The 19,419-nt window shown below is 36.0% G+C and carries 22 protein-coding genes, 2 tRNA genes and 1 riboswitch; of the genes, 13 read left to right on the forward strand and 11 right to left on the reverse strand.

Annotation, left to right across the window (positions count from 1 at the left end):
• The first annotated feature begins 393 nt into the window (after positions 1-393).
• A complete protein-coding gene (locus KQI49_RS12290) occupies positions 394-1,629 on the forward strand; it encodes a helix-turn-helix domain-containing protein (protein ID WP_216489395.1) in 1,236 nt (411 codons plus the stop codon).
• A gap of 155 nt (positions 1,630-1,784) precedes the next feature.
• Positions 1,785-2,345 carry a nitroreductase family protein gene (locus KQI49_RS12295; RefSeq protein ID WP_216489396.1) on the forward strand — a complete coding sequence of 187 codons (561 nt, stop codon included), beginning with the start codon at positions 1,785-1,787 and terminating at the stop codon, positions 2,343-2,345.
• An 85-nt stretch (positions 2,346-2,430) separates the two neighbouring features.
• Here KQI49_RS12295 and KQI49_RS12300 read toward each other — a convergent pair whose 3' ends face one another.
• From KQI49_RS12300 to KQI49_RS12320, 5 genes are all read right to left on the reverse strand, one after another.
• Positions 2,431-2,964: a CueP family metal-binding protein gene (locus tag KQI49_RS12300; protein WP_216489397.1), complete on the reverse strand. Its 534-nt coding sequence runs from the start codon at positions 2,962-2,964 to the stop codon at positions 2,431-2,433.
• Between the two features lie 558 nt (positions 2,965-3,522).
• On the reverse strand, positions 3,523-3,828 hold the full coding sequence (locus KQI49_RS12305) for a PTS sugar transporter subunit IIB (protein ID WP_216489398.1): 306 nt from the start codon (positions 3,826-3,828) through the stop codon (positions 3,523-3,525).
• The gene (locus tag KQI49_RS12310) at positions 3,829-4,164 is read right to left on the reverse strand and encodes a PTS lactose/cellobiose transporter subunit IIA (protein ID WP_253286816.1); all 336 of its coding nucleotides are present in this window, start codon (positions 4,162-4,164) and stop codon (positions 3,829-3,831) included. It abuts the gene before it with no gap.
• A gap of 3 nt (positions 4,165-4,167) precedes the next feature.
• Positions 4,168-5,454 carry a PTS sugar transporter subunit IIC gene (locus KQI49_RS12315; protein ID WP_216489399.1) on the reverse strand — a complete coding sequence of 429 codons (1,287 nt, stop codon included), beginning with the start codon at positions 5,452-5,454 and terminating at the stop codon, positions 4,168-4,170.
• 13 nt (positions 5,455-5,467) lie between these two features.
• Entirely contained in the window at positions 5,468-6,778 is a 1,311-nt protein-coding gene (locus KQI49_RS12320; protein WP_216489400.1) for a 6-phospho-beta-glucosidase, read from the reverse strand.
• A gap of 376 nt (positions 6,779-7,154) precedes the next feature.
• On the opposite strand from KQI49_RS12320, the gene KQI49_RS12325 reads away from it, so the two are divergent.
• Both KQI49_RS12325 and chbG read left to right on the forward strand, forming a co-directional pair.
• Positions 7,155-7,883 carry a GntR family transcriptional regulator gene (locus KQI49_RS12325; protein ID WP_216489401.1) on the forward strand — a complete coding sequence of 243 codons (729 nt, stop codon included), beginning with the start codon at positions 7,155-7,157 and terminating at the stop codon, positions 7,881-7,883.
• A 45-nt stretch (positions 7,884-7,928) separates the two neighbouring features.
• Positions 7,929-8,630, forward strand: coding sequence for a chitin disaccharide deacetylase (gene chbG, locus KQI49_RS12330; protein ID WP_216489402.1), 702 nt, complete (start codon positions 7,929-7,931; stop codon positions 8,628-8,630).
• An 82-nt stretch (positions 8,631-8,712) separates the two neighbouring features.
• Here the strand turns inward: chbG and ddlA are convergent, their stop codons facing one another.
• Together ddlA and KQI49_RS12340 are read right to left on the reverse strand one after the other, a co-directional pair.
• Entirely contained in the window at positions 8,713-9,819 is a 1,107-nt protein-coding gene (gene ddlA / locus KQI49_RS12335; RefSeq protein WP_216489403.1) for a D-alanine--D-alanine ligase, read from the reverse strand.
• Between the two features lie 251 nt (positions 9,820-10,070).
• Positions 10,071-10,247, reverse strand: a complete 177-nt coding sequence (locus KQI49_RS12340) for an SHOCT domain-containing protein (protein ID WP_216489404.1) — start codon at positions 10,245-10,247, stop codon at positions 10,071-10,073.
• Positions 10,248-10,416: 169 nt separating this feature from the next.
• A riboswitch (TPP riboswitch) is annotated at positions 10,417-10,525 on the forward strand.
• A 108-nt stretch (positions 10,526-10,633) separates the two neighbouring features.
• Between KQI49_RS12340 and KQI49_RS12345 the strand changes: the two genes are divergently transcribed.
• From KQI49_RS12345 to KQI49_RS12380, 8 genes are all read left to right on the forward strand, one after another.
• Entirely contained in the window at positions 10,634-11,257 is a 624-nt protein-coding gene (locus tag KQI49_RS12345; protein WP_216489405.1) for a Ykof family thiamine-binding protein, read from the forward strand.
• Positions 11,232-12,038, forward strand: a complete 807-nt coding sequence (locus KQI49_RS12350) for a lipoate--protein ligase family protein (RefSeq protein WP_305852329.1) — start codon at positions 11,232-11,234, stop codon at positions 12,036-12,038. Before KQI49_RS12345 ends, KQI49_RS12350 begins: the two co-directional genes overlap by 26 nt.
• A gap of 29 nt (positions 12,039-12,067) precedes the next feature.
• Complete coding sequence (lipA, locus tag KQI49_RS12355) at positions 12,068-13,012, forward strand: lipoyl synthase (RefSeq protein ID WP_216489407.1); 945 nt, start codon at positions 12,068-12,070, stop codon at positions 13,010-13,012.
• Between the two features lie 432 nt (positions 13,013-13,444).
• Complete coding sequence (locus KQI49_RS12360; protein ID WP_216489408.1) at positions 13,445-13,684, forward strand: hypothetical protein; 240 nt, start codon at positions 13,445-13,447, stop codon at positions 13,682-13,684.
• A 59-nt stretch (positions 13,685-13,743) separates the two neighbouring features.
• Positions 13,744-14,061 carry a PTS sugar transporter subunit IIB gene (locus tag KQI49_RS12365; RefSeq protein WP_216489409.1) on the forward strand — a complete coding sequence of 106 codons (318 nt, stop codon included), beginning with the start codon at positions 13,744-13,746 and terminating at the stop codon, positions 14,059-14,061.
• 12 nt (positions 14,062-14,073) lie between these two features.
• Positions 14,074-15,369, forward strand: a complete 1,296-nt coding sequence (locus KQI49_RS12370) for a PTS sugar transporter subunit IIC (protein WP_371817568.1) — start codon at positions 14,074-14,076, stop codon at positions 15,367-15,369.
• A gap of 5 nt (positions 15,370-15,374) precedes the next feature.
• A complete protein-coding gene (locus KQI49_RS12375; protein WP_371817569.1) occupies positions 15,375-15,713 on the forward strand; it encodes a PTS sugar transporter subunit IIA in 339 nt (112 codons plus the stop codon).
• A gap of 104 nt (positions 15,714-15,817) precedes the next feature.
• Positions 15,818-15,890: transfer RNA gene (locus KQI49_RS12380), tRNA-Thr, on the forward strand.
• 45 nt (positions 15,891-15,935) lie between these two features.
• Here the strand turns inward: KQI49_RS12380 and arsC are convergent.
• The 3 genes from arsC to KQI49_RS12395 are packed head-to-tail and all read right to left on the reverse strand — an operon-like array spanning position 15,936 to position 18,010.
• Positions 15,936-16,352, reverse strand: coding sequence for an arsenate reductase (thioredoxin) (arsC, locus tag KQI49_RS12385; protein WP_216489411.1), 417 nt, complete (start codon positions 16,350-16,352; stop codon positions 15,936-15,938).
• Positions 16,353-16,364: 12 nt separating this feature from the next.
• Positions 16,365-17,654: an arsenic transporter gene (locus KQI49_RS12390; RefSeq protein ID WP_216489412.1), complete on the reverse strand. Its 1,290-nt coding sequence runs from the start codon at positions 17,652-17,654 to the stop codon at positions 16,365-16,367.
• Between the two features lie 23 nt (positions 17,655-17,677).
• A complete protein-coding gene (locus KQI49_RS12395) occupies positions 17,678-18,010 on the reverse strand; it encodes an ArsR/SmtB family transcription factor (protein ID WP_216489413.1) in 333 nt (110 codons plus the stop codon).
• 221 nt (positions 18,011-18,231) lie between these two features.
• Between KQI49_RS12395 and KQI49_RS12400 the strand changes: the two genes are divergently transcribed.
• Positions 18,232-18,322, forward strand: a tRNA-Ser gene (locus KQI49_RS12400).
• Positions 18,323-18,591: 269 nt separating this feature from the next.
• Here KQI49_RS12400 and KQI49_RS12405 read toward each other — a convergent pair.
• The gene (locus tag KQI49_RS12405; protein ID WP_216489414.1) at positions 18,592-19,308 is read right to left on the reverse strand and encodes a hypothetical protein; all 717 of its coding nucleotides are present in this window, start codon (positions 19,306-19,308) and stop codon (positions 18,592-18,594) included.
• Positions 19,309-19,419: the final 111 nt, after the last annotated feature.

Here is a 19,419-nt window from a genome sequence, read left to right on the forward strand (position 1 = left end):
CTCTTAAAAGATAGTCAGTCAAACGTGCGTCATTATTCACCTCACTTAAATTTTAAAGTATACGGGTAGTTATCTAGCTAGCAGATAAATTTGTTATTCGACATTCCCCCCGAAAAAAGTCCTCTTTATTATAAAGTTCTTACTATTAAGACTATCACCGATACTCCATTTGTAAATTGGGGTTATTATGAAATGTTTAATTATTCAAATTAGTTATACAGACCTATTATTACTAGAAATAAACGATTTTCTTTATCATTTTAAGCAAAAATTAGTTGCAAAGACCTATCGCCAATAACCCCAATTTTGCCATATAATATGGTTATTGAGTCAAATTTCATTCTTTTCAAAATATTATGCACTAAATATAAAACTCGAGGGGGAAGGTGTACAATGTATGAAGGTAAAGTGATTAAATTTTACCGTGAACAGGCCAATCTGACACAAGAACAATTAGGAAGAGAAATTTGCTCTACCACTCACGTGAGTAAAATAGAACGTGGCTTAACTGAATATTCATCTGAAATTACAGATCTATTGGCTCATAAATTGGGAATAGATATGGATAAGGAAATTTCAAATATATCAATGATTAAAGAAAAACTTGATCTTTGGCATGAAATGATTATTGCCCAAAACACTTCAGCAGCTTCTGAGATTGAACTCGAATTAGATAACAATCCATTAATTGCCGTTTCTGAATATAAAACCCTTTTTAATTTGATAAAGCTGCAGCATAATATCAAACTTGGAAATTTTAATAAAATACAAAAGCAATTTAAGCACCTTCCGAAAAACATTGAAAAGTTACCTGATTTCGAAAAGAATTTATACAAGCATGTCCTAGGAAGTTATAATATGGTGATGGCAAACCATCTAACATCAATTCAATTTTTAAAAAGTATTGACTTTGAAAGTTATTCAAATCCACTCGTTTATTATGATTTAGCTTCAGCCTATCATCATAACAAATCACCTGTGTTAGCTTATTATTACGCTGAAAAGGCATTAAGTTTATTTAAAAAGCGTAATAATTTCCTTGGCATTATTGACGCTGAAAATCTTATGATTATTCAACTTGAGTCTGATTATGATAGAGAGTTTAGTGACACTGTTGAACAATATAATAATCTACTTTCACTCTGCGACCTTGTTCATGCTTATGATAAAAAGGCAAAGATCCTCCACAACTATGCATACGAAAATTTAAGAAAACAAAATTATCATGAAGCTAAAGAATTATATGAAAAATCAATGGATCTTAAAGAAAAAAACTCTGCTGTTTACTTACTTTCTTTAGAGGGGTTGGTTCGTTGTGGGATGGAAAGTAACTTGATACCTGAAGAAGTGTTATTAAAATATATAGATGAAGGTCTAGTAATCGCTAAAAAAATTAATGATACCTTGTATTCGACAATATTGATCTTGCATAAATATCAGATCTTAAAACAATATAGACACTATTATGGTTATTTGAAGGACAAGGCATTGCCTTATTTTAAATCTAATGGCTATATTATGATTGCTCAACGTTATGAAAAAGAACTTTTTACATATTATCTCGAAAAGGGGCAGAAAGAAAAAGCTCTAGAAATAGCCATCCCCATTTCCGAATATCTAGACGATTGATTAACTTTAACATATACTTACTAAGTGAGTTATTCCTCCCGTTACTCAGCTAGCAATAGTGAAAAGTTGATTTAACAGTATTTATCAGCTACAATTTATTTGATAATAGTTATCAGTTACTAAAATACTTTATCGGGTAATGGGAGGATTTCTTGATGGAACTCACTAAGAATCAAACGGATTTGGCACAAATCATTCGGGAGCGACGTGCTGTAAAAAAGGGGTATAACAATAAAGAAGTAACCGAAGAAGCGGTTTTAGAATTACTTGAAGACGCTGTCTGGGCACCCACACATGGAATGAGACAGCCGTGGCGTTTTATTTTTGTGGGCGCGGACGAAAAAGCCGATTTCGCCAAAAAAGTCGCTTCAACTTATCCAGAAGAACGACAAGAAAATCGGGAAGACTTTCTCAATGAACCAAATGCCTATCTCGTAGTTGTTATGGAAGAACCAGAAAAGCAAAAACAATGGGATGAAAATTTTGGTGCAACCGCTGCGATGATTCAAAACTTTTGGTTGCTTGCTTGGGAAAAACAACTCGGTGTTGTTTGGAGAACAAACCCACATATATATGAGAATAAAATAAAAGATATTCTTGGTGTGGAGGACAATGAGAAAGTTGTAGGCTTCTTACATCTAGGCTATTTTGACGAAAAGCCTATCGTGAAAGATAGAATCCCGGCACTAGAGAAGTTCAGCCGATATAAAGGTTAACCTGTACAATTAAGAACTAAAAAAAGAGGGCTCTCACGACCGATGACTTTACATCTTGGTGAGCCCTCTTTTGATTTAAACTTTATTAACTTAACTGCATTGTAGTAATACATGTTCTATCGTTATTAAAGGTTGAAACTTCCGATTCTACCTGTTTTCCTTCATGAGTAATCTTCACTTGGTATTTCTCTTCACGAGGGAGCCACAAGTCAATGAATCCATTGGCCTCGGAATTCATTGTCTCATCGACTATTACGTTTCCATCCATGTCCTCAATGTATACATCAAAATCTTCATTGTCTAACTCACCTTGGCAGCCAGTTAAACTGTGATCTGTACAAGGATGAGTTTCGCTAATAAAAGGCGCGATAGAAACAAAGAATTCATCCTCAGGCAAATCATAGATAGATTCGTTTTCTTCATTATCACTTACTATTAATTGGGTGGACGTGATAGAAGCTGATTCTCCCGTAAGTTCACCAATACTATAATCATTGACTAATTCCTTAATATTCTCAAGCGATTCATTGTCTGCTGATGTTTCATTTTGACTTTGCTGTTGACAGCTAACTAAAAAAATAGAAAAAACCAAGAGAATGACTGTAATTTTTAACCTCATCGTTTCTCACTCCAGTTAACTTTAGTATTACCATTATACTATCAAAAGCATGAGCAGAATCTTCTTTTCATAAAAAGTCATAATATAGTCATGATTGGTTATCTGTGAACGGACTTAATTGATTACTAATTTTTATCATTCAACCTACCGACTATAAATCACCCTCTATATAATAAAATATACTAAAACAGAGAGATGGGACTGCCTAAGTATTAGTTCTTAAAAGACGAATAATTTTAAGTGAGTGCTATTCGCTTCGGAAAAATACTTCGCTTTCCGTGAGCGGCTGATGAGCCTTGGGCCTACAGGAAGTTGATCATGAAGGCGTTGCGACAGGACGTCGCGAATTTAGCCTTCCATCATTCATGACGCTCTGCGGGGTTTCACCTAGGCTTTTTTTGCTGGACAAGGAATGCTTCGACAGCGATTCATCGCGACTTTTTCAAGGAGTCTAAGTATTTTTCCTACGCTGACAATGAGAAAGTGTATCTTTATAAAAATATATTTTATGCGTTAGTTTTTACTTATCTCACGTACTCAGTTTATGAAACGTAACTTTTAAGAATCTTTCAATTGAATTGCTTGATCTAACACTTTATCTCCCTGCATCATTCCATATGCCATTTGGTCAATTATATCCACTTTTATACCTTTAGGCTCTACAAATTCTCTAATTTTCTTTTCAAGAAAACGAACTTGTGGTCCAATTAATACGACATCAAGACCGTCAAGATTATTTTTTAATTGCGATTCAGCGACCGCTTCAATATCTGCATCAATATTTCTTTCTTCTGCAGATTGAATCATTTTTTTAACAAGCATTGAGGTTGACATACCAGCTGAACAAACTAAAATAATTTTCATTTACTTTCCCTCCGCTTTCTGAATTTTTTCATACATATCAATCATTTCGTTCGCTAAATCCTTCACGGTCATAGCGGTCATAAGATGATCTTGAGCATGAACAAGAATAACTGTAACTTCATGCTTGCTTCCTTTTGATTCTTCTTGTAGTAATTTCGTTTGCTCATGATGTGCTTTTGTGAACTCCTCTTCAGCTAACTCAATTTTCTCTCGTGCTTCTTTAAAATGGTATTCTTTTGCTTCATGAATCGCTTCCATTGCGTAGGAACGCGCATTTCCTGCATGAAGTATAATTTGAAAAGATAAAAGTTGTATATCTTGAGATATGTCTGTCATAGTTTAGTCCTCCATTCTTTGCTTCAATGCTCTAACTCCTGCCATCACAAACGGAATATATAATAAAGTCGCAATTCCTAAGTTGAAGATTTGCAATGCTACACCGCGCCAATCTCCACCTGTTACGAGATACCCACTTAAAATCGGTGGTGTTGTCCATGGTAAAATTGCAACCGTTTTCGGAACCAATCCCGTCGCAAGGGCGATGTAGGATATCACAGTAAGTAAAACCGGTATAAAGATAAACGGGATGAGCATCACAGGATTTAACACAATCGGAAAACCGAAAATAACTGGTTCGTTAATATTAAAAATTCCTGCCGGTGCAGAAAGCTTGGATACTTGTCGATATGGATGATTTTTTTCACGCCGAATTACGATAAAAACAGCAGCCATTAATGCAATAGTAGTTCCTGATCCACCCATATAAACAAATGTATCAAAGAAAGGCTTTGTTACTACGTATGGTACATCAAGGGCAGACATTCCGCTTTGGAAAAGTTGCAAATTCTGTTCAATTAATGGAAGATAGATCGGCTCAATAACAGAACCAAGAATGTTTGTGCCATGTAATCCGAAAAACCAAAGTAAATGGTTTAAAAATGCTACGAGCATGGCTGCTGGTAAAGTGTTTCCTAAGCCTTGTAATGGTTCTTGAATAATATTAAAAATCATTTCGAAAACGCTTAAATCAGATACAGCACTAATAATTGCTTGGAAAAGTCCAACTAACACTAAAATAATCGATGCTGGAATCAATGCTGTAAATGATTTGGCTACACCTTCTGGAACTCCTTCAGGCATTTTAATCGTAAATTTGGACTTCACAAGTACTTTAAATAACTCTGTTAATACTAATGCAAGAATGATAGCAATAAATAAACCTTGGGCACCTAACCAAGCAAATTCCAATCCCCAATCTGTAGGCGTTTCCGGAACAAGCATAATATAAGCTGCCGCTGAAATCAATCCAGCTGATAGACCATCAATTTCATATGATTTTGCTAAATTATACGCTATAGAGAAAGCTATTAATAAACCTAGAATGGCAAAGGATCCATTCCATATGCTCCCTCCAATTACTTGCCAACCTTCACCGAAGACTCCATTTAACCATCCAACAAGATCCACCTTTCCAAGAGGTGGGAAGTTATTAAGCAAAACACCAAGCGAACCAATAATTATGAGTGGCATAATAGCGACAAACCCATCACGGATAGCAACGAGATGCCGTTGTGCCCCAATCCGCCCGGCAATCTCAATAAACTTTTGCATGAATTTATTATTCATTTTAAATTCCCCCTTAAATATCAAATTGTGGTAAATAGGCTTTATGAGCTTCCAATAATTCATCCAACATCATTTTACTCAATTTTTCATCTTTGATTAGCGGATTCATAACCATTGCCATATAAGCATCATTGTAATCACCGCTAATTGCTGCTTCTATAACAAGTTCTTCAAAAGCCTTCATCTCAAGAGTAATTCCTTTAATTGATGACGGTAACTTTCCAAGAGCCACAGGTTCAGGGCCATGATTTGTTATTACACAGTTTGCTTCAATTACTGCGTCATCTGGTAAATCAGAGATCGCTCCGTTATTCAATGTATTAACTGTCTGGATGTCTTCTTTATTATTGTAAATTGAATCCATTAAACTACACGCTACATCACTATAAAACGCACCCCCTCTTTCCTCCAGTTCTTTAGGTTTAATATTTAATTCAGGGTTTCTATATATATCAAATAAAGATTTCTCTAATTCTGTAACTACCTCTGCACGTGTACCATGTTTTTCATAAGCTTCAATATCATTTGTCAATACTTCTTTTGTCTGGAAATAATATTGGTGATATGGATTCGGTAAAAGCTTCGTTGATTCAATAAACGTTTGTGACCAACCTAAATTAACAATATTTGCAGGTGAATAATCTAAATTGGCATTTAGTAGTTTATCTAAAGCCTCATCTGTTCTGTCCACGCCCTTTACATAAACGCGCCTTCCAAAGATAAAGTGGTTCATACCAACAAATTCAATTTTTACATCAGAGGGATCAACATTTAAAATTTCAGCTGTTGAATGACGCATATTGTATGGAATGTTACAAACACCGATAATTTTTTTATGTGGTGAATGCTTTAATAGCGCTTCGGTCACAATCCCAGCTGGATTTGTAAAATTAATAATCCAAGCATTAGGACAAATATCATGAACATCCTTTGCGAGATCCATTAAGACAGGAATCGTGCGAAATGCCTTAAAAATGCCTCCTGCTCCATTCGTTTCTTGACCAATTAAACCATGACTTAAAGGAATTCGTTCATCTTTTGAACGCGCTTCCAAACCACCTACGCGAATTTGCGTTGAAACAAAGTCGGCATTTTTCAGAGCTTTTTTACGGTCAAGTGTCCAAGATATACTTATCGGCTTACCTGATTTCTCAATCATTCTCGCTGAGAGATTCCCGATAATTTCTAGTTTTCCTTTACCAGCTTCAATATCGACTAAAACAATGTTAGAAACCGGAAACTGTTCATGTCTATTAATTAATCCTTCTATAATCTCTGGTGTATAGCTTGACCCACCGCCAACAACAACAACCTTCAATGTCATAATAATTCTCTCCTTTTCATGTACATACTTTATTGACTAAAAAGACTCCTGAGCATCAATTATAAACAAGTTGTAGTATGTAATTTTAATTGTATCGTACAACTCATTTATTGTTCATACCTATTTTATGTTTGATGAAATTTATACAGTCATCAATATTAATGCACTATCCTGGGTTGATATCGCTTACATAAAGGATCCAAAACAGGAGTGAAAACCATCAATTCATTATTCATACTAAATGTATCATACATTATATAATATGTCTATATCATTATTATGTTTTTTATAGATATGATATGACAATTGTTTAAAGTTGTTATTGATAGTTGTATCTTGTAAACTTAAAATAGAGTATAATTTGAGGAGTATAAACATGGAAAAAAACAAATCGCTACATGCTTATATAAAAGAAGAACTACTTAATAGCATTAAGGCCAATAAGTATAAAAAAGGTGAAAAAATTCCTACTGAATTGGAATTATGTGAAACTTTTAATGTGAGTCGGACAACGGTGCGAACAGCACTTAATCAGCTTACTTTAGAAGGATACCTTATCCGTAAACAAGGAAAAGGCACATATGTAGCTGATGAAAAAGTTAGACAAACTTTGACCCATACTGTTAAAAAATACAGTGACCAAATTGCTGTTCAAGGAAAGACAGCACAAATTGAGTTAGTCAATATTAGCGTTGTTCCTGCAAATGAATATATAATAAATTCCCTTGATGTATCATTGAAAGACCCAATTCAACGCATTGAGCGAGTGCGTAAAGCAAATGGGGCGCCAACCCAGTATGAAATTGCCTATATACCTTGGGAAATAGCGCCAGGGCTTACAAAAAAACATGCTGAAACATCACTTTATACTTCGCTAACTGATGAATTTGGTGTACAGATTGCAAAGACAACAGAACATATTGAAATTGCACTTGCAGACGAACGTATTTGTTACTATTTAAATTGTGAAGAAGGATTACCTTGCTTTTATATGGAAACGATAGCTGAAAATGAAAGTGGAAAAAAAGTAGAGTTTTCTCGCGCTTACTATCGAGGAGACAAAACAAATTTTCTAATTGAACGAGATTATCCATCAGAACATTAGAGTATTTTATATAGGAAAGACTAAATCATGAAGGTTGGTGTCAAAATGAATATTTTGTTTAATGCAGATGATTTCGGATTAACTAAAGGTGTGACTGACGGAATTATCAAGGCTCATTCAGAAGGTGTGGTTGGTTCAACAACATTAATGATGAATGGTAAAGCGACTGATTATGCTGTTGAACAGGCAAAACATCATCCAACATTGGATATCGGTATTCATCTTGTTTTGACTTGGGGAAAACCAGTTAGTCAGCGTTCTGTTAGCTCTCTGATTGATGAAAATGGTCGCTTCAAATATCGAAGCAATTATGTAGAAACGGAACCACCAAATCTAGATGAAGTAAAGAAAGAATGGACAGCACAAATTGAGGCTTACTTAGCGACTGGCTTGACACTTCACCATATTGACAGTCATCATCATATCCATGGTTGGGAACCACTTAAACAAATTATTATCTCACTTGCTGAAACTTATAGCGTACCAGTTCGTTACGTTGAATCATTAAAAGAGTATCCTAACTTACTACTCACAGATGCACTTTGGCTTGAGTTTTATGAAGATGGCGTGAATAGGGATATTTTTAGTAAACTAAATCGTTTGGACGTATCATCTGTTGAAGTGATGACACATCCATCTTTTGTAGATAATGATTTAAAAGACGTAAGCTCTTACACTGAAAAACGGAAAGAAGAACTTGATATATTAACAAATTTATCTGTTCCAGGATGGGTAAATTTACTTTAATAAATAATCGCTACTAAAATAAAGAAGGCTCCCACGATAAAAAGTGGAAACCTTCTTTATTTTACTATGGCCGCCCCATAAATTATCCCTCATCCCACACCGAACTTTTTAACTTTTCTTGGCGTTCATGCCTTTCAATCCCTAATTCTATAAGTTTACTGATGAGATCTGTGTATTCAATGCCACTTATTTCCCATAGTTTAGGATACATGCTGATCTTTGTGAAACCTGGTAGAGTATTCACTTCATTTACGTAAATTTGTCCATCTTCTGTTAAGAAGAAGTCTACTCGAGCTAAGCCTTCACATTGTAACGCCTTAAAAGCACTGAGTGCCACTTCTTGCATTTGCGCAGTTGTCTGGTCTGACAAAGCAGCTGGTATTGCCAACTCAGCACCATCTTCATCTATATACTTTGATTCGTATGAATAAAATTCTGTTTTAGGTAAAATTTCGCCAGGTAAAGAAGCAATTGGCTCCTCATTTCCAAGCACAGAAAATTCAATTTCACGTCCCACTAGCGTTTCTTCAATCATAACTTTATGATCGTATTCAAAAGCGATATCGATTGCTTTTTCAAACTCTTCTTTTGATGATACTTTGCTTACACCAACGGATGACCCTTGATTGGCTGGTTTGATAAACAATGGGTTACCGATATTTTCAACAAGTTCATCATAATCAATTTCATGGCGTTCAGCATGTGTATAAGCTTTGCCTTTGGCCACATTAATTCCTGCTCCACTCATTAATCGTTTGGCAATATCTTTATCCATACAAATGGATGAGCTCAAAACGTCTGGTCCAACATAAGGTAAATTGGCAATTCTAAGCATTCCTTGCAAACTGCCATCTTCCCCTAATGTGCCATGGACAATTGGAAAAATAACATCAAGTTGATCCATCATCCCCCCACCATCAGCATGGATGAGTTGATTATCTATCTCACCTGGCACAATGGCAATATGGTCATTTGATTTGTTTAATTGAATTAATTTTGGATTTTCTGCATTGATTAAATAGGAAGATTGATCGTTTAAATGCCATTTCCCACTTTTATCAATACCAATTAACACTGCTTCATATTTTTCTTTATCCATTGCTTCTACTATATTTTTTGCGGACTGTAGGGATACTTCATGTTCAGCAGATTTCCCACCAAATATAACGCCTACTTTAAGCTTTTTCATTTTAAGACTTCCCTTCCCTCTATCTTAATTATTCCCAATTTATTCAAACATACGATAAGTTGACACCTATTCATATAACACTAATTATAAAATACCATAAGTAAGCTTGTTTACAATACTCAAATATATATTATCACAATAAAAAAGGCATCTTCTCCTAACATTTTACTTTAATTGCAAGGAGAACATACCTATAAATAAATATTGAGCCATCAAAGATCTACTTCTCCCCTCGCCTTCTTTTAGCTTCGTCATAATCTTCCTTGGGTTATTTCTCCTTGCTCATAGCGTTTCTCTATAATATCAAGTGAATCATCTTTTGGATTTTTAGCCGCGCGAAATCTAAATAAAATATAAGCTAGTGCTATGATAACAACAACTGTCAAAATTGGTCGCAAATAAGGTCCAAAATATATCTCATTTATCATGATAATCACCTCTACATTAACATTCCCCCCATTTTATATTTTGAATCAAATAGAATTTATCCATTCAAAAAATAACTCACGAATGCTTACTCTAGCAGTTGACTATAATCCGACTTTCTTTACAATTTTCTTTTTTATGTTAATATGAGATTATAAAAATTGGATAAAGTTGGAGCACTAGGGGAGCTATTTTTTTAGCTGAGAAGAACATTTTTAAGTTCTGACCCTTTGCACCCGATCTGGATAATACCAGCGTGGGGAAGTGTGGTCGAGGTTGAACTCTTTATATTTTAAAACATACAACAAGACTGCATTCCCAAACGGGCTGCAGTCTTGTTCTTTTTGTAAAGAAATTTGCAAATTACTTAAATGGGGGCTTAAATATTATGAAACAAGTATGTGGAGATCATTCAATTACAGGGGTTAGTTTTTCACTTCATCCGATGTCAGATAATTTTATTGACATTATTTTGAGAGCCATTGAATCAACAGATACATCAAAAGTGTGGGTACACACCGATGATGTGACAACGACGATTCGAGGAAAAGCTGTTCACGTCTTTGATGTATCAAAAGCTATCTTCATGCATGCAGCGAAAACGGGTGAACATGTTGCCTTTAATGCAACTTATTCTGTTGGATGTCCGGGTGACACGGATGGAGACAAATATATTGCTGAAGATGACCATCCAAATAATTTAGACGAGATATTAGGAATTAAGCAACCCGTTGCGGCTAAGTTCTCACTCTACCCGCTTGGTGGTGACGATTATATGGACATGATTTACCAACAAATTGAAGCCATGAAAGAGTATGTAACGGTCACAAGAGCTCATTATTCTACGCGGTTAGATGGAAAAGCCATATCTGTTTTCAAAGGCTTGGAAAATGTTTTTAATGCCACAGTAAGAGAAGGGGCGAACCATATAGTGATGACGGTATCTATTTCTGCGAATAGCCCTTCTCATAAGGAGGATGGAGAAATTGAAGGAGGAATGGGGATTTCTTAATAGTGGATCAAACGATGCTGCTGTTAATATGGCTTTGGATGAAGCTTTACTATTATGGCATAGTAAGGGTGATATTCCGCCATCATTACGGTTTTATAGTTGGAATAATCCAACCCTTTCAGTAGGTAAGTTTCAAAAGGTGGAGACTACGATTGACTTTGAATCCCTTAAAAGGTATCAATGTCAATATGTTAGAAGACTGACAGGGGGCAGTGCAGTCCTTCATGACGATGAATTGACATACAGTATTGTTATTTCTGAAGCACATCCTGAGATACCAAGAACTGTCCGCGATGCCTATTACATTTTATCAAAAGGCGTTTTAGAAGGATATAAAAATTTAGGAATCTATGCTGACTATGCCATTCCTAAAGATAACCTCAAACCGAACTCACCTGTTTGCTTTGAAAAAACGGCCTACTACGAAATGATTGTAGATGAGAAAAAAATATCCGGCAACGCACAAACAAGAAAAAAAGGGGTTCTACTTCAACATGGGTCGATTCCAATGAGTATAGACACAACTATGCTCTTTGATATGTTCCTTTATCCAAATGAAGAAGTGAAATTAAAGAAACAAGACATATTTTTAAGAAAAGCTACAACAATTGATCAACTAACTAATAAGATTCATACCTACCAAGAGTTGGTGCAAGCATTTTACAAGGGATTTCAAGATGGGCTAAATATCTCCTTAAAACCGTTACACCTTTCTAAGGAACAATGGTGTGAGGTTTATGACTTAGCAATAAACAAATATCAGTCTGAAGCGTTTGTTTAAAAATACATATTTCTAAAGGGGTTACTTTTATGCAAAAACAAAAAGAGATCTTACGCAAACCAGATTGGCTAAAAATTAAATTAAACACAAATAAATCGTATACTAGGCTTAAAAAACTTATGCGAGAGAAAGGATTAAACACAGTTTGCGAAGAAGCTAAGTGTCCCAATATTCATGAATGTTGGAGCGAACGAAAAACTGCTACATTTATGATCTTAGGAGATACATGTACCCGTGGATGCCGGTTCTGTGCAGTTAAAACAGGGCTTCCAAATGAACTTGACTGGGGAGAACCTGAAAGGGTTGCAGATTCAGTTGCCATTATGGGGCTCAAACACGCTGTCGTGACAGCGGTAGCACGTGATGATTTAAAAGATGGGGGTGCTGCCGTATTTGCAGAGACTGTTCGAGCTATTCGAAGAAAGAATCCTGGATGCACGATTGAAATTTTACCTTCAGATATGAAAGGTGACTATGAAAGTCTATCAATGCTTATGGTAAGTGGCCCTGATATTTTCAACCATAATATTGAAACAGTCAGACGTTTGACGAAACGCGTGCGTGCTCGTGCTACATACGATCGTTCACTTCAACTTTTACAGAGAGTCAAAAATATCGCTCCACAAACACCGACAAAATCAAGTATCATGGTTGGACTTGGTGAAACTAAAGCGGAAATTATTGAGGCGATGGATGATTTGTTGGCTCATGACGTTGATATTATGACAATCGGCCAATACCTACAACCGACGACAAAGCATCTATTTGTTGAACGTTATTATCATCCAGAGGAGTTTGCTGAGCTAAAAGATATAGCTCTCGAGAAAGGGTTTCGCCATTGTGAATCTGGACCACTCGTTCGTTCCTCCTATCATGCAGATGAGCAGGTCAGCAAAACTTCCGCTCAACGTCGAATTAAATATATGAAAGGAATTGAACAACAAGAAAATAAACAGTTGGATATTAGTTTTTAGTTATTTCGTGAGTGTATATTGGCAGTTTAATTGACCGTATGATAGCTGACTGGTTGAATCAAAGTGGCCGACAATTTATCGTAGATAGGAAAATAACTATAACGAAAACTGTGAAATAATTATGGTCACCACCATTCAATATGCTAAAAAAATATCCCATTAAATTCCCTACTTTAATATTAAAAAGTGCTTATTAAGCTTTCCCAATGAAGTGTGCAAATAAATTGCACACTTCATTTTTTATTGAAACCTTTATTAATGTGAGTTCAACCCTGCTAGCATGTTTTTTGCATGTTATAAAGGCGAAAGGGAAAAGTAAGACTTATGTAGACTCATCCCCATCTATAAATATAATGGTTCCCTTTAATTAAAGGGATTTAATTAACTTTTAGCAAAAATGCTTATCTTATTCAAAAGGAAAGGAGAAAGAGAATGAAGAAGTTCCTATTTATATATGCCTTAGTGTTTACATTTATTTGGACAGGTTATGGCATTTATGCCGTTATAACCGATCAACCTTCAGCTGGACTGACTCTTGGTTTCGGCTTGGCTTTCTCTATTATTATTTTCACAGCCTCATGGTTTTCCTCTTGGCTAATGAGTCACTATAAAAAGATTGACACAATGGCTGAGAAAATAATAGGAAAAGAGCAAAAAAAAAGAAATGCCTAAGTGGACTTTTATCAAGGCATTTAATATTTAAAAAACATTCAAATTAGGAGATGATTTAAGTGTCAGAACAACCAAAAAAATTAATTATTCTTTGTAGCTGGGGTGCTACATCGAGTCAATTAGCAAAAAAAGTTCAAGATGCTGCAGAAAAAAGAGGATTATCATTCGAAGTTGATGCAGGAGGAACGGGTGAATTTAAACAAAAGGCTGACAATTACGATGTCGCTTTATTAGAACCTCAAGTCCGTCATTTAAAAAAGGAAGTAACTAAAACAGCTGATGAATTCAACATTCCCGTCGAGCTAGTTGATCAGCGTGCATTCGCGCTCATGGATGGTGACAAAGTGCTGGATCAAGCACTAAACTTACTAAAATAGGAGGAAAAACGTGTGAATATTGTAGAATGGCTTGAAGATCACCTTATGGAACCATTAGGAAAGATAGCACAAAATAAATATTTACAGGCAATCCGTGATGCGTTTGTCATCTTTGCCTTACCAGTTATAATTACTGGAGCTATTTTCCTAATCATTGCCAACCCACCGACTTCCCTCGATTGGGGAATTATTAATGCGTGGGAAAGGGTAATTACACCAATACAAGCACAATTGTTATTCCCGTTTAATCTCACCTTTGGCCTCATGGCTCTCACGGTTGCCTTTGGTGTTGGATACAGTTTAGCTATTCGAGAAGATATGGATGCTGTTATGGCTGGGATATTATCAATGTTAGCGTTTTTTATGACAGCATTTCCAGTTGTTGATATTGAACAAGTCGCCTTTGGAGATATTCTACAGTACCTTGGTGGTCAAGGTTTATTCGTAGCTATTATTCTTGGTATTATCACGACTGAACTGATGCGATTTCTTTTAAATAAAGGAATATCGTTTGAGATGCCAGCAGGAGTACCACCATATGTCATGCGTACTTTTCGTGCGCTTGTCCCATTTATGATCATACTACCCTTAGTTTGGGCGTTAGCTTGGATTGTGTGGGCAAACTTTGGTGTCACCATTCCGCAACTTGTCCTTGATGCCTTTAGCCCGCTTGTAACAGCATCAAACTCTTATTTTGCCGCCATAGGCATGATTTTACTCATGCAAATCCTTTGGACAATCGGCATCCACGGCATGAACGTTGTTTCATCTGTAGCATACCCATTTTGGATGACACAGCTTGCTGAAAACGCTGATGCGGTAAAGGCTGGAGCTGATGCACACGGTATTGTTACAGAACCTTTTTTCCATATGTTTACCGATGTAGGGGGATCAGGGGCAACTTTAGGAATAGCTATATTTATGTTGTTTTCAGCTTCAGTTCAAATTAAACAAATCGGAAAAACGGCGATCATTCCTTCCTTATTCAATATTAATGAACCAATTATTTTTGGATTACCCATTGTTCTAAACCCAATCCTCGTCATTCCATTTATTTTAGGACCATTTGTTATTGTTACAGTCAATTATATTTTATTTGCAACAGGGATATTGCCTCCAGTTATTATTCAACCACCTTTTACAGTTCCTTTATTCTTTGGTGGGTTTATTGCCACTGGTGGATCAGTGATTGCCGGGCTGGTGCAAATTATGAATGCTGTGATTGCAACAGTCATCTACCTTCCTTTCTTTAAAAAGTATGAAAAGCAACTTATAGAAGATGAAACAACTGAGTCAGCAAAGAGCTAAAAGAGGTGACTAAATTGAATTACGAAGAAATCACAATGCAACTCATTTTACATGGCGGAAATGCCCGTGGGGCAGCATATGAAGCCTTAGATGAAGCGGAAGAATATAATTTTGAAAAAGCGGAAGAACTACTTGAAGAAGCGCATGAGGAATTTGTACAAGCCCATAAATACCAGACACAAGTCGTACAGAACCAGGAAGAAGGCGTCGTTCCAAATTTTTTCATGATTCATGCTCAAGATCACGTTATGACGGCACAAGCGGAAATTCAATTGATCAAAAGATTGATTAACCAATTACACATGACAGAGAGCTTAGAGAAGCGAATTGAAGCCTTAGAATAGTAATCATTAAGATGCTCATCTTAAAGGGTGAGCATCTTTATAAAAAAACACTTGAAAAAGTGATGAAAAAGTATTATTATTTTTATGTGAATTAATTAACATATGCTGGTGTGGCACAGCTGGCAGCGCACTTCACTCGTAATGAAGGGGTCGGAGGTTCGAATCCTCTCACCAGCATTAATATAATAGTTTAAGTCCATTTGATTGGCTTTTAGCCTCTTTCTATTTACCTTCCTCTCCAAACTTCCTTAATCTTTGTTCAATCTCATCTCTTACTCTTTGAAAAACAATCCACTTTTCTTCTGTCCCGTCTGCTTTCGCTGGATCATCAAATCCCCAATGCCATCTTGTTATATGTGATGGTATTGCTGGACAACTATCCCTGGCATCACCACATAATGTGACCACAATATCCGCTTTATTTAAAATTTCTTGATCAATCAAATCAGAAGTTTGATTTGAAATATCAACCCCTACTTCTTTCATTGCTTTCACAGCATTGGGATTTAGTCCATGTACTTCAATCCCTGCTGAATAAACATCATATTTGTCACCTAGATATTTCCTTCCAAAGCCTTCTGCCATTTGGCTTCTGCAAGAATTTCCCGTGCATAAAAAGTAAAGTGTTTTTTTCGACATGCCCATTCTCCTTTAAAGCATAGTAAGTGTTAGATAAAGTCCCAATAAAGTAACGAACAAAATTGGTATTGTTAAAATAATTCCCGTTTTAAAATAGGTTCCCCATGAAATCTTAACCCCTTTTTGAGATAGAACATGAAGCCAAACTAAGGTCGCGAGTGAACCAATAGGAGTTATTTTTGGCCCTAAATCTGACCCAATCACATTTGCATAAATAAGTGCTTCTCGAATTACGCCAGATGTGTCAGTCTCAGCGATTGCCAAGGCATCAATCATAACTGTCGGCATATTATTCATAATTGATGACAAAAAAGCTGCGATAAAGCCCATGGCTACTGTAGCTATAAATAATCCTTGTTCTGCTGTCGTCTGAATAACGGCAGCTAACGCATCAGTAAGCCCCGCATTTCCGAGTCCATATACCACCACATACATTCCGATAGAGAAAAAGACGATATCCCATGGCGCCTCTTTAATAACAGTTTTTGTATTAACTGCTTGACTGTTTCTCGCCATAAGGATAAAGAATATAGCTATAACACCTGCCACAATAGAAACAGGAAGATTAATAAACTCACTTACAAAATAACCAACAACTAATAGACCTAGTACATACCATGATAATCGAAACATTTTATGATCTCTTATAGCATTTCTAGGTTCGCTCAATTTTGATACATCATAGACCTTAGGAATGTTTTTTCTGAAATAAATTAATAATACGGTAATCGTTGCCGCCAGTGAAAAGAGGTTAGGAATAATCATTCTAGATGCGTATTCCACAAAACCAATATCGAAAAAATCCGCAGAAACGATATTAACCAAGTTACTTACTATAAAGGGTAAAGAAGTTGTATCTGCGATAAATCCACTCGCCATAATAAATGGAAAAATCATTTTTTCCTTGAAATTTAAATTACGAACCATTGCGAGTACAATTGGGGTAAGTATTAATGCCGCACCATCATTCGCAAACAAGGCAGACACAATTGCACCTAAAATACTTATGTAGATAAACATCTTTATCCCATTGCCTTTTGCAATACGCGCCATATGAAGAGCTGCCCATTCAAATAAGCCTATTTCATCAAGTATTAAGGAAATAAGAATAATAGCAACAAAAGCCAATGTAGCATTCCAGACAATTTCTGTTACGGCAATGACATCACTGAAACCAACGACCCCTACTATTAAGGCGACGATAGCTCCACCAATGGCAGACCATCCAATCGATAATCCTTTAGGTTGCCAGATCACTAAAATAAGTGTTATTAAAAATATTAAAATAGCCCAATAAAGCAAAATAAAGTTCCTCTCTCTCTTAATTAATCACAAAGAATTCTTTTTCCATCTACAGTAAAAGATTGGATTTTCTTAATTTTAGAAGGCAGCATGCTCGCCAAATGAAGGATGAATGTATAAAATTCATGCTCTTTATTAAGAGAATAGAAAACCCATTTTCCTTTTCTTTCTTCCAAAATGATTTCATTCTCCCTCAATCTCTTTAGGTGTTGACTAATGGATGGTTGGCTCAGTTGAAGTAGTTCAACCAATTCACAAACACAGAAAGAATCAATCGTCAAATAGGAAACAATTTTTAATCTCGTTTCTTCACCAATTGCTTTTAATAATTGCTCAGCACCCGAATAAGTTAACATAAAGCTCACCACCTATTATATAAGTATATGCTAATGCCAACATTTAAACAATTTGATTCATCTCATAATAGTTATTTACCTTATGTATTGCAATAATATTATATTACCAAATAATCATATAAGTAAATGATTATATGGTATACTTTTAAAATAAAATTAATAACGCTCGTCATTTGTGATGAAGGGGGTGGAGATTCGAGTCTTCTCACCCAATATTTAATGGAGAAGTACCCAAGCCTGATTGAAGGGGGACGCACTCGAAATGCATTAGGGCGCCATTGCGCCGCGTAGGTTCAAATCCTACCTTCTCCGCTTATGAACGAGACGCTCTCTCTCGATTAAATTTCAGAATTTTGAGCGCATTTTGAACGAGAGACGCGCTTCCAAAAAATAATAAAGAACAAATTCCAAACGGCGGCCACGTAGCTAGTCGTTTTTTCGATTGTAGAAATGAAGGGAGATCATTCCGCTAATAGATGGGGTCAATTTCAGTATAAAATTCTCCACAGGAATTTTAATATTATACCCTAACGTTAAAAAGTCCTGACGCCTTAGCGTCAGGACTTTTTATCCTTCAGTCTCTACGTTGCTGGAGGTGGTGTTGGTGGAGTCATGTTAGCAGTTGTTCCCAAGTTAGGAGATAGATTTAATGGAGAGTTGATTGTACCAGGGTTATTTGTATGGTCGCAGCGTCGATAATCTAAATCGCAAATCTTTCCATCTCTTTCAATTCCTTTACGCACAATAGTCAAGTGTGAACGAATGACTGCTTTGAATAATAAAAGATTCAGTGAAGTACCGTTAGCTCCTGTTCCTATCAATGGTTCATTTAATACAGCTTCAATTTCTGGCTGAGACTCTATAACATGATCTCCCGGGCATACACCTGGACAATCTGTATGCTCTTGGAACAAAATTCTAATTGGGATTCTAGGGTTTGCTGGGAGCCCTGTAACTGTTCCTGTTACATCAATTGTTGCCGGAATATAACCAAAGTGAATCACCTTATCCCTTAGAACAGTTATTTCTTGTTGAATACCCGAATAATCTGGTGTAACGACAGCGTTAGTTACGTTGGGTAAGAGTGCCATCAATGCAGTAACAGCGGGACCTGGCTCAACAGTGAAAGGTAGTGCAAACTCTGCCGTTCTTTGAACATTTTCCGAACAAATTACTTTTTCTACCAATTCCCCTTTTTCATGACATACATCACATTTATCAAATTCACATTGATGTTCACAGTAATGTTTTTCCCTTCTTTGAGGATGCCTATGATAGAAGTTTCTTCTTTTTGCCACAGTAAAATTCCTCCTATTTTCATTATTTTTATTTGGAAGCTTTCTTTCTACTAGACTTTGTTATTAATCAGGTAGTGGAAAACTCCCTTACACTAACACTATATGTAACAG

Source organism: Virgibacillus sp. MSJ-26 (assembly GCF_018918075.1).
Lineage (GTDB): Bacteria > Bacillota > Bacilli > Bacillales > Amphibacillaceae > MSJ-26.

What these genes read in the sequence shown, in the direction of transcription:
- KQI49_RS12340 (WP_216489404.1), bottom strand. Translation starts at nt 10,247, where the DNA reads ATGATAAATGAGATATATTTTGGACCTTATTTGCGACCAATTTTGACA.
- KQI49_RS12320 (WP_216489400.1), bottom strand. Translation starts at nt 6,778, where the DNA reads ATGACATTGAAGGTTGTTGTTGTTGGCGGTGGGTCAAGCTATACACCA.
- KQI49_RS12295 (WP_216489396.1), top strand. Translation starts at nt 1,785, where the DNA reads ATGGAACTCACTAAGAATCAAACGGATTTGGCACAAATCATTCGGGAG.
- KQI49_RS12325 (WP_216489401.1), top strand. Translation starts at nt 7,155, where the DNA reads ATGGAAAAAAACAAATCGCTACATGCTTATATAAAAGAAGAACTACTT.
- KQI49_RS12290 (WP_216489395.1), top strand. Translation starts at nt 394, where the DNA reads ATGTATGAAGGTAAAGTGATTAAATTTTACCGTGAACAGGCCAATCTG.
- KQI49_RS12360 (WP_216489408.1), top strand. Translation starts at nt 13,445, where the DNA reads ATGAAGAAGTTCCTATTTATATATGCCTTAGTGTTTACATTTATTTGG.
- KQI49_RS12310 (WP_253286816.1), bottom strand. Translation starts at nt 4,164, where the DNA reads ATGACAGACATATCTCAAGATATACAACTTTTATCTTTTCAAATTATA.
- chbG (WP_216489402.1), top strand. Translation starts at nt 7,929, where the DNA reads ATGAATATTTTGTTTAATGCAGATGATTTCGGATTAACTAAAGGTGTG.
- ddlA (WP_216489403.1), bottom strand. Translation starts at nt 9,819, where the DNA reads ATGAAAAAGCTTAAAGTAGGCGTTATATTTGGTGGGAAATCTGCTGAA.
- KQI49_RS12300 (WP_216489397.1), bottom strand. Translation starts at nt 2,964, where the DNA reads ATGAGGTTAAAAATTACAGTCATTCTCTTGGTTTTTTCTATTTTTTTA.
- arsC (WP_216489411.1), bottom strand. Translation starts at nt 16,352, where the DNA reads ATGTCGAAAAAAACACTTTACTTTTTATGCACGGGAAATTCTTGCAGA.
- KQI49_RS12345 (WP_216489405.1), top strand. Translation starts at nt 10,634, where the DNA reads ATGAAACAAGTATGTGGAGATCATTCAATTACAGGGGTTAGTTTTTCA.
- KQI49_RS12315 (WP_216489399.1), bottom strand. Translation starts at nt 5,454, where the DNA reads ATGAATAATAAATTCATGCAAAAGTTTATTGAGATTGCCGGGCGGATT.
- KQI49_RS12305 (WP_216489398.1), bottom strand. Translation starts at nt 3,828, where the DNA reads ATGAAAATTATTTTAGTTTGTTCAGCTGGTATGTCAACCTCAATGCTT.
- KQI49_RS12395 (WP_216489413.1), bottom strand. Translation starts at nt 18,010, where the DNA reads ATGTTAACTTATTCGGGTGCTGAGCAATTATTAAAAGCAATTGGTGAA.
- lipA (WP_216489407.1), top strand. Translation starts at nt 12,068, where the DNA reads ATGCAAAAACAAAAAGAGATCTTACGCAAACCAGATTGGCTAAAAATT.